The organism is Rhodonellum sp., from assembly GCF_030656585.1.
GTDB classification, from domain to species: Bacteria; Bacteroidota; Bacteroidia; order Cytophagales; family Cyclobacteriaceae; genus Rhodonellum; species Rhodonellum psychrophilum.
The window spans coordinates 1-13,106 of record NZ_JAUSPP010000062.1; the positions used below are offsets into that span (position 1 = coordinate 1).

Sequence of the window (13,106 nt, forward strand, 5' to 3'; positions counted from 1 at the left end):
AAGAGTTTTTTGCCCTTGTTGCCTTTTTTGGTCGCCACAAAGTGCCCAGCCCTTTTCAGGGAATCCGGCAATGTGATCCATTCCGTTTGGAATCCTATTTTGGCAAATTCCCTTTCAAATACACGTCCAACCTCCCGGACCCCTTCCATGTTCAGCGTGCCGGAATTGATGTCAACCGTCTCTTGCAGGAGAGCAAGGGATTCCGCATAGTTTTTGTCGATGACGGACAGCAGCTTGGACTCCGTTTTGGTGAGCTTTTGGGCCAAAACCTGATGGGAAAAAAGGATTAGGGCGAAGAGCAACAGTTTGTTCATGGAAATATTTTTTTCGGGAAGTGAGCTTTTATTTTTCGGGTATTTATCAGTCCAACCTAAAATAGCCAAATGCTTTTCAGGTTGGCTTGGGTAATCCGGCATTTTGATTGCCCGATCAGTCTACTTTGATGTTCGTAAACCAAATAAATTTGGTTCCAGCATCGTTTTTATGTTCGGTTGCTAATTTTATCCCATTGAATTCCTGCTCATTTTCCCAAGTAATGGACCTGCCGGTCGGTGCATTTCCTCTTCTGAACACCCATTCGGTGATCATGAGGTCTTCATCCAAAAAGAGGTCATAGGCATCCCCGGGTGTATAACCAGCTTGGCTGTCGTAAAGAATGGTGAGCTTGGTTGTGTTTTGGCCCGAGATCGGAGCAGGTACATTTTCTTCGGTTTCGAATGTGTATCCCGTATCCCAAGCCAGCTGGAAAGGATACATCAACCAATATTTGTCATTGACAAATCCTTTGTCCGCGGGTGGTAGGGAATCGGCCGGTAGGCTTAGACTGTAGGTGTAACTGGTGTCTGGGTTGGAAAAATAAACCGTTTTGTCCTTGATGTTCCACTTCCAATCTCGTGTGCTTACCGTGGCGGAATCCACTTGGACATTCCATGTGTAGGCGATCGAATTGATTTTGGAGAAATTTTCAAAGCCATAGGCCTTAGCAACTTTCATAGGGAGTGTGTCCTCAACTTCTTTTTCGGGAGTGGAGCAGGAGAATAAAGTCAAAAAACAGATTGATAGGGTAAAGTATTGAAGTCGTTTCATAAATAGCGTTTTATTGGAGGTTGAAAATGATGGGACAATCTAACCATTTCAAGATAAGAATGTATCTCCATTTGTCAAAATGATCCATTGTGTCGGATGTTTTTGAGATGGATTGGCTTTAACCCGTAATAGGCATTTGGTTTCAAAAAAGGGGTTAAACTGCAAGAAAATAAGACTACTGGGAGATTGATTTCTGACACCGGTAGGGTGAGGTCAAAAATAGTCAGTACCCAATTGTAAATCCTGAATTACAATTTTGAATTGAGTTCGTCATGGACAACACAGGTTTAAGGTTTCAAAATGGACTGTGCCAAAGGAATTGCGTAGTCCTATTCAAACGAATTCCAGAAACAATCACCTGATTTCAATCCTTGGTCCAGCGCAAATCAGTAGGTGCTTTTTAAGAAGAGTTTCTCCGGCCAAAAACTTTTCATGATGGCCCCAAAACAGACCAAAGCCACCGCCAACATGGCAAACCATCCCAGAAATGGAATGAGGGAAATGAGTTTCAGGCAAATAAAAATCCCGAAAGCCACCAAGATCAACTTCCAAAATGGCCATTGATATTCATTTTTCCACTGTATCCAATTGGCGATCAAAAGTGAGGAGATCGTTGCGGCAAAAAACACCACCGCCAAGTAGAAACCAAGTAGGATCAGTCCCGCAGGAATCCCAACCAAACTCAAAAATGAGATCATCACCAAAACCGGAATGCCAAAGACGAAAAGGAAACCATAGCCAATGCTTTTGCCGGGGTCTTCCATGCCGGTTGCAGCTGCTTTTTTGAAGGTGTTTCTGAAAAAATAGCCCAAGAGGAGCATCATGACCAAAACCGCTCCCAAATACCAAAAAATGCCAAAAAGGGTCGAAAAACCCAGTATTTTCCAACCCTCACCATCAATTGCCAAGTTGGGATCGAAGGTGGCAATTACCCCTCCTTCCAGGGAACTGCCAAAATCCAGATCCCCCTCCTTGTCCCAGTAGCGGACATCTCCCAAAAAGGAGGCTTTATTCCCAATTTTGATGTCGCCGGCGACCAATGTGGAAATACCTGCGACACTTCCATTGATGGTGATGTCGCCACATTTTGCATTCAGTTCATCTTTCAATGTGCCGTTGAGCACAAATTCCCCGGCCGCCACATTTACAGGCCCCATTACATTTCCTTCTATTTTGACCGTTCCTCCGCTCGCGAGTAATCTTCCGTGGACAATGGAATTTTTACCAATCGTGACCTGACCTCCGGCTACGATCACATCCCCCATGACATCCTTATTGATATGGACCTGGCCTCCGACGCAGCGGAGATCTTCACCCACCACTCCGTTTAGATGGAGCGTCCCACCTGCGGCGAGAACATCGTGATGAATGGTGTCATTGATGAAAAGGGTTCCTCCCGCTACCACCAAGTCTCCAAGAACAGGCGCATTGATTGTAACCGTTCCTCCGACGGCATAGAAATTCTCTGCAATGGGTGTTTGCATCAGGATCGATTCTCCGGATTTGAAATTTTTGGTCTGAAAAGAACTGATGGAAAGGATCAAAATGGCTGAAAAAGCGAGTCTAGAAAGATTTTTCATAGCGATAGAACTTGGGTCTAATTCACTTTTTAAAAATTATATACAAGCATAATTTATCCAATGTTACTGGCTAATGCAAAAAATAATATTAAAAAATATTCATATTATTTGTTTTTTTATATTTAAACCAATTTTAAGATTAATTTTTTTAAAAATATTGAGATTTATTTTGACCTAATTTTAATCATCTATCTTTTGTAAAAAATATAATCCGTGGAAACTGCCTCCAATCCAGCTTCCCTGAGTTCTGCCATGAGCTGGCCTCGGTGGTAGGTGGCATGGTTGACCAAGTGAAAAAGGATTTCCTTCACTTTGTTCTCTAAATCCACGCCATGGGAATTGGTATAAGCAATCACCTGCTCCAAGTCAAAATTCTCTATGATCGAGAGCGATTTCTCATAGTTCTCGGTATTGAGAGCTTCCAAATTCTCCAAAGGGTGGATATCCCAAATCCCCATTTCCTGCTTTTCCCCAATGATTCTTGCGTTCCACACGTGATGGGCATTGAATATATGGCTGAAGAATTTCAAGGTATTTAGCGGGACCAGTTCCCCGTGTTTTTCCAGGAGTTGGATGCAGGTGGAATTGCTTGCCTTCGTGTATTCAAAGATTTCATTGAAATGAGATTTCATTTTTTTGGTTTTAATAAGGTGAAGGACTGATGCTTGTCCAACCGCCATCGATAATGAGATTTTGGCCGGTGATGTGACGGGCTTCTTCTGAGACCAAAAAGGCAGCTGCATGGGCTATGTCCTGTACGGATGCTGGCCTGCCCATGGGGGTAATCCTAGACCATGTTCTTTCATATTCTGGGTCTTCGGCTGTTCTGGTGGTCAAAGTTGCCCCGGGAGCAATGGTGTTGACATTGATGCCGGATTCAGAAAGCTCAATGACCAGATTTTTGGCCAGCATTTCGATCGCCGCCTTGCTCATCCCATAAGCCGCCAGATTTTTATGAGCCTGATGTGCGGTTACGGAGGAGGTAAAAAGAAGCGAGCCCCCACTGGTTTGTTGCCGCATGACTTTGGCCGCGGCCTGGGCAAGAAAGAATGTGCCTCCCATATTGACCCGCATGACTTCGAAAAAATCATTGGGTTCATAGTTCAGAAACTCACCGAAGAGCGTAATGCCGGCATTTGCGATGGCCACATCGAGCTGTCCAAATTGCTTCTGGGCCAGATCCACCATTTCTGCGACGAAGTCAACATCTCCAGAATCTCCCGAAATACCAATGGCCCGGTCGCCTGTCGTCTTGATGATTTCCTTGACAGCATCCTCCGTGAGGCTTTTTTCCATGTCATTGAGTACGATGAAATAACCTTTATGGGCGAGTGTTTTGGCGATCTCCAAACCGATTCCTTGTCCCGCACCTGTGATCAGTGCGACTTTGTTGGTGATGTGATTTGTGTTTTTTTTCATTTGTCAATGTGAATCTCTTTTTACTTCGGGGCCTGAGCCGCCTTTCAAAAAATCAAAATCCACTCCCTCGTGTGCCTGGGTAACATGTTGGATGAACATATTTGCATAGCCTCTGGCGTAACCCAAATCCAAGGGTTTAAATTCCAATCTTCTTTCCGCAAGTTCTTCGTCCCCCACCTCAAGGGTCAAGCTTCGGTTTTGCACATCAAGATGTATCCAGTCCCCATTTTGGACCAAGGCGAGGTTGCCACCGATGGCGGCTTCCGGGGAAATATGGAGGACGACAGTGCCGTAGCCCGTTCCGCTCATCCTTCCGTCCGATATTCTGACCATGTCTTTTACTCCTTGGGAAAGCAGCCTGAAGGGGATTTGCATGTTGCCGACTTCGGGCATTCCGGGATATCCTTTTGGCCCCACATTCTTCAATACCAAAACAGAGTCCGCGGTAACAGCCAGATTTGGGTCGTCAATTCTACTTTTGTAGTCATCGATGTCTTCAAAGACGACTGCCTGACCTCGGTGCTGAAGTAGGGATGGCGTACAGGCCGATGGTTTGAGCACAGCGCCGTTCGGGCAGAGATTGCCTTTAAGTACGGCGATTCCAGATTCCGGTTTGAAAGGTTTTTCCAAAGTTCCGATCAGTTCCCTGTCATAGCATACTGCCTTTTGAATATTTTCTCCGATCGTCTTGCCATTGACCGTAAGGGTATCCAAATGGAGCTTGCCGGAGATTTCCTTCATCACCGCCGGCAGACCTCCCGCGTAAAAAAGATCCTCTACAAAATGTTCTCCCGAAGGTTGAACATTCGCGATCAGGGGAATGTCGGCAGAGAATCGGTCAAAGTCCTCAATGGAAAGTTCTATGCCCATTCTTCCAGCGATAGCTAGAAGATGGATGATAAAGTTGGTCGACCCGCCCAAGGCGGCATTCACCATGATGGCGTTTTCGAAGGATTTTCTGGTGAGGATATCGCTCATTTTCCGGTCAGAACGGACCATTTCGACGATGTTGATTCCAGCCATATGGGCCATGGCTTTTCTTCTGGAATCCGCCGCCGGGATAGTGGCATTGTCGGGTAGCGCCAAACCTAGGGATTCCACCATGGCGGCCATGGTGGAGGCTGTGCCCATGGGTGCACAGTGGCCTATGGATCTTGCCATGGCACTTTCTGCAGCGATAAATTCTTCCTGGGACAATTCACCTTTTTTAAATTCTTCGACAAACCGCCAAAGATCCGATGTGCCGATTTTCTTCCCTTTGAATCTACCTGCCAGCATTGGGCCTCCTGAGAGTACCATCGTCGGGATGTTGACACTTGCGGCGCCCATCACCAGGGAGGGAGTGGTTTTGTCACAACCGCACATCAGGATTACCCCATCGAGTGGATTGGCGCGGATGCTCTCTTCCACATCCATACTGGCCAAGTTGCGAAAGAGCATGGCTGTCGGTTTTATCGTGCATTCTCCGAGTGACATGACCGGAAATTCAAGGGGAAAACCACCTGCCTCCCAGACACCTCTCTTGACGGCATCGGCCAAATCCCGAAAGTGCGCATTGCAGGGGGTGAATTCTGAAAAAGTATTGCAGATGCCGATCACAGGTTTACCTTCAAAAAGATGGTTGGGAAAACCTTGGTTTTTCATCCATGCGCGGTAGATAAAACCGTCCTTACCTTTACGGCCAAACCATTCCTGGCTTCTTAATTTCTTTTCTTCCATTACAACAGGTTCTTGGGTTTGAATTGGTGCAGAATTTAAGAAAAATTTGTATGCTTCCCATTGGAATTGGGATAAAATTGGCGGATTGATGATCTGCGGTAGGAAAGAGGTGCTTTATATAAAGAATGCACTATAAAAATATTTGCGAGAACCTTTTTGTATGTGGCTCCCCTCAAACCCGTGTTATCCACGACCATTTATATTCCAGCTTGAAATTTATTGATAATCTGTCGATAGTTTTCAATCTGATTTCTAAACCTCAATAAATCCTCTTTTCCCAAAAATTCATACTTCTTTTTTTGGTTACTTTAATTCAGAAAAAATCTTTTATAGATAAGGAAAAAGTAGGTGTGAAGTGTATTCCAAAGTTACCCTGTCAAGTTGGTCTCAAAGAATTATCCCTTCTTTGCTTTCATATTTCGGAGGATAATTGTCCTTATGTTCCTTAAGCTGTTCCCTTAAATTGGTTTCTATGGTGATACTCAGAGAGGATAGCGGTGTGTCTTCCAGCTTGTTTTCAAACGGATCTTCTGTTCTTTCTCCTACCATATCCAAAGCAAGAAATACAAAGGAGACGATTAGCGCAATCGGAATGGTTTTCCAACCCATTTCAGTGATAAAAACCATTGGTAAAAGTGTGCAGTGAATGAGGACAAACACTTTGGAAAAAAAAGTATACTGTCTGGGAAGCGGTGTGTTTTTGATTCTTTCACTCATTCCCTGGATATCGTTAAAATCCACCAAGGTTTCTTCCATTTTAACAAAACGGTAATCACTAAGCCAGCCTTTTTGAAAGGCCAGTTTGAGATCCTCACCCTGTCGCTGGAGAAGAAAATTGGGAGGATTGTTCTGATATCGAAAAATTTGATATTCCTCCTCGCTAATAAAAGGAATCGCATCGGTATACGTGTTGTCCTCCTCAAACAATTCTTTCTGTTTTGGCACATTGTAGTCGTGCGGTCTCCTCAAAAACACCCTTAAAGCATTTACAAAAGCAATATGCCTGTAGACCAACATTTTTTGAAAAGCATGGACCTCCTCGGATTCGGCCTCATTATTCGGGATAATTAAGGTTGTGGCCTGACGAGCCCATGCCCTGCTATAATTGACCATAAGTCCCCAGATTTTCCGGGCTTCCCACCACCTGCCGTATGCATGGTCGTTTTTGAAGCCCAGAAAAATAGCCAAAGCAACTCCCAGCGCCGCTATGGTATAGGATGGGATATTAAAATATAGAAGTCCGGAGTATTCGTGTAAGATGTATATTGTAGTTGAAACTATAAGGTAATACAACAGTTTCTTCCATGTGTAATAAAGGATCAATCCTAAACTTAGATTTCTGGCTACAATCATTGGTGATATTCAATTTGATTTTTTCTAAACAAGAATCATTCGCCGAATAAGGAAATCATAATTTAATCCGTATTGTACTTGACGAACTCAATTCAGGATTGAAATTGACAGATACGCTATTAAGGGATGACTATTTTTGACTTCCCCCTCTTGGTGTCAGAAATTAGCCCCCCTATAGTCTGATTTTCTTGCAGATTCAATATCCTTAATAAGCCTCATGTCTATTTAAGATTTAATTATTCAGTTCCTCTACCCAAAACCATAGCGCCAGCAAGCCCCTATTTATACCTCAATTCGGGTTTTGGCTTGTGCGTAAGCCACCTGCGAATTGGGTATAAATACATCCCATCCTAAAACCAGCTCTTGCTTTTCTCAATCAATCCTTACGATATCCGCTCCCAGAGCATTCAATCGCTGGTCAATGTGCTGATACCCCCGGTCAATCTGCTCGATATTGTCAATGATGGACGTGCCTTCTGCAGACATCGCTGCAATCAAAAGTGCAACACCTGCACGAATATCGGGAGAAGTCATCCGGATTCCCCGAAGTGGGTATTTCCTGTCCAAACCGATTACCGTAGCCCTATGTGGATCGCAAAGAATGATCTGGGCACCCATGTCGATGAGTTTGTCCACAAAGAAGAGACGGCTTTCAAACATTTTTTGATGGATCAGGACTGTTCCTTTTGCCTGTATGGCGGTCACCAGAATAATGCTCAGCAAATCAGGTGTGAATCCTGGCCAAATCGCATCGGCAACCGTCAGGATCGAGCCATCGATAAAGGTGTCGATCTCAAAATGTTTCTTGGCAGGAATAAAAATGTCATCTCCCCTGAATTCCATCTCGATCCCAAGACGCTTGAAGGTATCTGGAATAATGCCCAATCGGTGGATTTGGGCATCCTTGATCGTGATTTCTGACTGGGTCATGGCCGCAAGGCCAATAAACGAACCGATCTCAATCATGTCAGGAAGAAGCGTATGGACAGTTCCTTTTAAATTCTTGACGCCTTCGATATGCAACATATTGGAGCCAATCCCTGTGATCTTGGCGCCCATCCTGTTGAGCATGTCGCAAAGTTGTTGGAGGTAGGGCTCGCAGGCTGCATTGTAAAGTGTAGTCTTGCCTTCTGCATAGACTGCCGCCATGACGATGTTTGCCGTGCCTGTCACGGAAGCTTCATCCAACAGCATATAGGTCCCTTTCAGGTTCTTGCCGTCGATGTGGTAGATTTCATTGTTTTTGTCGTAATTGAATTGGGCGCCAAGTTTCTGGAACCCCAAGAAGTGGGTATCCATCCTTCTACGGCCAATTTTATCCCCACCTGGTTTGGAAAGCCTTCCGGTACCGAATCGACCCAACAAAGGACCCAAAAGCATCACGGATCCTCTGAGTGAGGAAGCTTTTTTCAAAAAATCCTCAGTGTCGAGGTATTTCAAATTTACATTGTCTGCTTGGAAAGCATAGGACTCAGGGCCCAATCTTTCCACTTTTACGCCCATATCCGAAAGCAGTTCAATCAACATATTGACATCCCTGATGTTGGGGATTTTGTGGATTGTGACTTTTTCAGGGGTTAACAATACGGCACAAAGGATTTGCAAGGCCTCGTTTTTTGCTCCTTGGGGAGTGATTTCCCCTTTGAGTTTTAGGCCTCCTTTTACTCTGAATGATGACATTTATCTGCGTTTTTTGGGGTGACCTCCGTTTGTTTTTCTTCTTGTATTGGTACCTCCGAAATTTCTTCTTGGGGTAGGAGTTTCTACTTCGATCGGGATTTTGAAATCCCGTCTGGTATTGGTCTCAAAAAGACCCATTTCTTTGACTTTTTCCAAGTCGATATGGAGCTTGCCTTTCGAAAGGGTTTTGATATCATCCAGAATGATGGCATCATCGAAATTGTCTCGGTTCCAGGTAGAATGAAAACTTCTCATCAGCTGGCCAATGTAAATGATGGCAGCTTCCTGTTCCTCATCATTTTCAAGTTCTACAGCCTTTTCGATCAATTTCTCGATGTTTCTGCCGTAATGTTTGAATTTTACTTCTCCTATGGGATAACCGATTGGCTTTGGTTTCTTGCCCAAAAGCTCCTTTTCCGGCTCTGGATAAGGTCCGTCGATTTCCAAAGTGAAATCCGACATGATATAAAGGTCATCCCATAATTTCTGATCACTCTCCAGTTTTAGCTGGGGATTCAGTTGTTTGATCAGTTCTACCAGTGTATAAGCACTTTGGGTGCGTCTTTCACGGTCTTCCATTGCGGCAACATGAGTGACCAGCCTTTGGATATTCTTTCCGTATTCTTTCAAAATGATTGTTTGTTTAAGCTGTTCGTTGTTTTTCATATCGCCCCCCATCTTTTAGACCTGATTAAGGTACAAAAAAACCTGCAAAAACAGAGGCGCTGATAATTAATCGATTATGCGAAGTTTTGCAAAACTAAGTAATAATGTCTTTTCTCCAAAATTATCAAATTGTATTGTGGCTTTTTTGTTCAATCCTTCCACTTCGATTTTCGTCACTTTTCCATAACCGAATTTTGGATGTTCCACCAAATTGCCTTCACCGAGGTTGTTGGTGTTGGAAGGTTTGAAGTCTGGACTGGGAGAATGAACCTTTGCGGTCGTTCCAGGCCTTGAGGCAGGTTTCTTAAGCCCTATAAATCCATTTGTACCCTCACTGGACTCGTTTCGAAGTGCTCCGGCCAGTGCGGTTGTCATTCTTTTGTTGACTTTGATGCAGGAGGGATCCACTTCCTCCAAAAACCTGCTGGGTTCGCAATTGAGCAATCTGCCATATCGGTAGCGGGTCAGCGCATAGGTCAGATAAAGCTTGTCCATGGCGCGTGTCGTCGCCACATAAAACAGCCTTCTTTCCTCTTCCAGATCTTCCCGGCTTTGCATCATCATCTGGGAAGGAAACAAATCCTCTTCCATTCCCACCACAAATACCTGCTTGAATTCCAGTCCTTTAGAGGAATGTATCGTCATCAAAGTGACTGCATCAGAGGTGTCTTTGTCCCTGTCATTGTCGGTCAGCAATGCGATTTCCTGCATGAAGGCGCCTAGGCTTTTGTCCTCGTTTTCGGGATTGTCCACATATTCCTTGATGGCATTCAGCAGTTCCTGGACGTTTTCATAACGGTTGAGCCCCTCGATGGTTTTGTCCTCGTACAAATCCCGCAGCAATCCGGATTGTTTGGCCATGGAAGTAGCGGCTTCAAATGCATCTTTTCTTTCCACTTCTATGGCGAAGCTTTTGATCAGGGTGGCAAAATCGTCCACTGCATTGGCGGCGCGTCCTGCGAGGAAGCTGTTGGCATTGGTAAGGACATCCCAAAGCGGGATATCATGCTCATAGGCGGAAACCAGGATTTTTTCTACTGTGGTATCGCCGATTCCTCTTTTTGGATGATTGATGATTCTTTTGAAGGCTTCCTCATCTTCTCTGTTGACGACAAGGCGCATGTAGGCCATCAGATCCTTGATTTCTTTCCTTTGGTAAAAGGAGAGTCCCCCCACGATTTTGTAAGGGATTCCCAATTTGCGCAGCGCTTCCTCCAGAGATCTGGATTGGGAGTTGGTGCGATAAAGGATGGCAAAATCACTGTTGTCCAGTTTTTTGTTGTTTTTTTCTTCAAAGATGGTGGAGGCAATCAATCTGCCTTCCTCGTTGTCTGAACTCGCTTTGATAAGTTCGATCAAGTCTCCTTGATCATTGTGGGTCCAGACATCTTTTTTGAGCTGGGCTTTGTTTTTTGCGATGATGCTGTTGGCGGCCTGTACGATATTTTTGGTCGAGCGGTAGTTCTGTTCCAATTTGACCACAAAAAGATCGGGATAATCCTTTTCGAAATTCAGGATATTTTGGATGTCCGCTCCGCGAAAAGCGTAGATACTCTGGGCATCGTCACCGACCACACAGATGTTTTGGTGAACGGCAGCAAGTTTTTTGGTGATCAAGTATTGGGAAAGATTGGTGTCCTGAAACTCATCCACCATCACATATTTGAAGCGCTGTTGGTATTTGTTGAGCACATCCAGGTGATCCCGAAAAAGTACATTGGTATTGAAAAGCAAATCATCGAAATCCATGGCGGATGATTTGAACAGTCTTTTTTGGTAAGTGCGGTAGATTTCCCCCATTTTGGGTTTCATGGCTGCTTCATCATCCGCCCTGATATTGGGGTCAGTCATGTAGGTTTCCCAAGAAATCAGCCTGTTTTTGGCACCCGATATCCTTGACAAAACCGTGTTGGCTTTATAGACTTTATCGTCGATACGCATTTCCTTGACGATCGAGCGAATCAGCGATTTGCTGTCGTCACTGTCATAGATGGTGAAGTTGGAAGGATAACCGATTTTTTCGGCTTCCACCCTCAGGATTTTTGCAAAGGTAGAGTGAAAAGTCCCCATCCAGGTATTGCGTGCTTCCAGACCGATCAGTTTTTCGATCCTTTGCTTCATCTGGGCTGCCGATTTGTTGGTAAAAGTCAGGGACAGAATATTGAATGCGTCAACTCCCTTGGCATGGATAAGGTGGGCGATCCGATAGGTAAGCACTCTGGTTTTGCCCGATCCTGCGCCTGCAATGATCATGACAGGCCCATCGGTACGTTCAACAGCTTCTTTCTGGGGAGGGTTAAGTCCTTGTAGGTAATCCATTTATTTTTTATAAATCCAACGAGTGACAAAGGTAATTGTTTTTGGGTAGGGATGGAAATCAATTGGCTTTGCTTATCAGACAAATGTCGATTTAAAAAAAGGGGGTATTTGGGATCGTTTAGAAAATTGAAAAGGGGTTTAAATGCTTTTTGAAATGCTGCGGTTGAAAAAGAGTCCAGGGCTTACTCCCTTATTCAACTTAGAAAATGGTCCTGCATCCTTAGATTGTCCATAGGAGGTTAGATATTCTGCGTGAATTATCTCACCCTTTCAGGGCTTTTTCGGAGATGTTGCTTGTCTCAGAACATAGGGCTAGAGCCCTATGTTCTGAGATTTTGCCCTTTCAGGGCTTATAATCGACTTATCCTGAATGGATAAAATCTGAGCTCATTTAATATCGAGCGTTTCGATATTCGTATATTCATAATCCCAGCCCTGAAAGGGCAAAATAGCAAAAGGATGGAAGAAGCCCATCTGAGGAACCAACAAATAAGCTTTACAGCCCTGAAAGGGCGGAATAACCTAAGGATGGGAGAAGCCCATTCAAAAAGGATGGGTGAAGCCCATCTGAGAAGCCAAACGAAAACCGAACCAGCCCTGAAAGGGCGATATACCAGAAGGATGGGGTGAAGCCCATTCAAAAAGCCAAAACGATAAACTAACCAGCCCTGAAAGGGCGTAATATCCAAACCATGGGACAATCACTAGTGCAAAACTACCTGCACATCGTATTCAGCACCAAGCACAGGCAGCCACTTATCCAGCCTCCAGTAGAGTCGGAATTACATGCTTATCTGGGTGGAATATGTAATGAATTGGAATGTCAGTCTATCATTGTTGGAGGTTATGTCGACCATATACATATCCTTTGCAAACTCTCAAAAAAAATCGCACTGATGAAGCTGGTAGAGGAAGTCAAATCCCATTCTTCAAAATGGATAAAAACCAAAGGGGAAGACTATAAGAATTTTTATTGGCAAAATGGTTACGGTGCTTTTTCCGTGAACCCTTCCCAAGTGGATAGGGTGATTGCATATATAGCCAATCAACATGAGCATCATAGCAAAAAAACATTTCAAGATGAATACCGAGCTTTTTTGAAAAAATATCATGTCGAATATGATGAACGATATGTTTGGGATTGATTTCAGGGCTGTGCGCACACCAAGCCCTGATAGGGCATGATTGCAAAAGGATGGGGATAAGTATTGCGTGTTTCGATATCGGTTTATTCATTACACCAGCCCTGAAAGGGCTTGTCCAGGATGGGTGACGCCCATCCAG

At 44.4% G+C, this 13,106-nt stretch carries 11 protein-coding genes and 1 pseudogene; 2 read left to right on the plus strand and 10 right to left on the minus strand.

Features of this window, described 5'->3' with window-relative positions; genetic code table 11:
* The 10 genes and pseudogenes from Q7J63_RS15680 to Q7J63_RS15725 all read right to left on the minus strand — a co-directional run.
* Positions 1-314 (minus strand): annotated as a pseudogene (locus tag Q7J63_RS15680) (M20 family peptidase); the annotation flags it as partial.
* Between the two features lie 115 nt (positions 315-429).
* Positions 430-1,086 carry a hypothetical protein gene (locus Q7J63_RS15685; RefSeq protein ID WP_304887493.1) on the minus strand — a complete coding sequence of 219 codons (657 nt, stop codon included), beginning with the start codon at positions 1,084-1,086 and terminating at the stop codon, positions 430-432.
* Positions 1,087-1,472: 386 nt separating this feature from the next.
* Positions 1,473-2,666, minus strand: a complete 1,194-nt coding sequence (locus Q7J63_RS15690) for a polymer-forming cytoskeletal protein (RefSeq protein WP_304887495.1) — start codon at positions 2,664-2,666, stop codon at positions 1,473-1,475.
* Between the two features lie 188 nt (positions 2,667-2,854).
* The gene (locus Q7J63_RS15695) at positions 2,855-3,298 is read right to left on the minus strand and encodes a DinB family protein (RefSeq protein ID WP_304887497.1); all 444 of its coding nucleotides are present in this window, start codon (positions 3,296-3,298) and stop codon (positions 2,855-2,857) included.
* Between the two features lie 10 nt (positions 3,299-3,308).
* Positions 3,309-4,085 carry an SDR family NAD(P)-dependent oxidoreductase gene (locus tag Q7J63_RS15700; protein WP_304887499.1) on the minus strand — a complete coding sequence of 259 codons (777 nt, stop codon included), beginning with the start codon at positions 4,083-4,085 and terminating at the stop codon, positions 3,309-3,311.
* Between the two features lie 3 nt (positions 4,086-4,088).
* Positions 4,089-5,804 (minus strand): IlvD/Edd family dehydratase, encoded by a 1,716-nt coding sequence (locus Q7J63_RS15705; RefSeq protein WP_304887501.1) that lies wholly within the window; start codon positions 5,802-5,804, stop codon positions 4,089-4,091.
* Between the two features lie 387 nt (positions 5,805-6,191).
* A complete protein-coding gene (locus tag Q7J63_RS15710) occupies positions 6,192-7,157 on the minus strand; it encodes a bestrophin family protein (RefSeq protein ID WP_019599330.1) in 966 nt (321 codons plus the stop codon).
* A gap of 372 nt (positions 7,158-7,529) precedes the next feature.
* Positions 7,530-8,837: a UDP-N-acetylglucosamine 1-carboxyvinyltransferase gene (gene murA / locus Q7J63_RS15715; protein WP_019599329.1), complete on the minus strand. Its 1,308-nt coding sequence runs from the start codon at positions 8,835-8,837 to the stop codon at positions 7,530-7,532.
* Complete coding sequence (locus Q7J63_RS15720) at positions 8,838-9,503, minus strand: DUF4290 domain-containing protein (protein WP_026333792.1); 666 nt, start codon at positions 9,501-9,503, stop codon at positions 8,838-8,840. It abuts the gene before it with no gap.
* Between the two features lie 66 nt (positions 9,504-9,569).
* On the minus strand, positions 9,570-11,822 hold the full coding sequence (locus tag Q7J63_RS15725; RefSeq protein ID WP_304887505.1) for an ATP-dependent helicase: 2,253 nt from the start codon (positions 11,820-11,822) through the stop codon (positions 9,570-9,572).
* Positions 11,823-12,281: 459 nt separating this feature from the next.
* On the opposite strand from Q7J63_RS15725, the gene Q7J63_RS15730 reads away from it, so the two are divergent.
* On the plus strand, positions 12,282-12,452 hold the full coding sequence (locus Q7J63_RS15730) for a hypothetical protein (protein WP_304887507.1): 171 nt from the start codon (positions 12,282-12,284) through the stop codon (positions 12,450-12,452).
* 62 nt (positions 12,453-12,514) lie between these two features.
* Positions 12,515-12,967 (plus strand): IS200/IS605 family transposase, encoded by a 453-nt coding sequence (gene tnpA / locus Q7J63_RS15735; RefSeq protein WP_304887509.1) that lies wholly within the window; start codon positions 12,515-12,517, stop codon positions 12,965-12,967.
* The last annotated feature ends 139 nt before the right edge of the window (positions 12,968-13,106 follow it).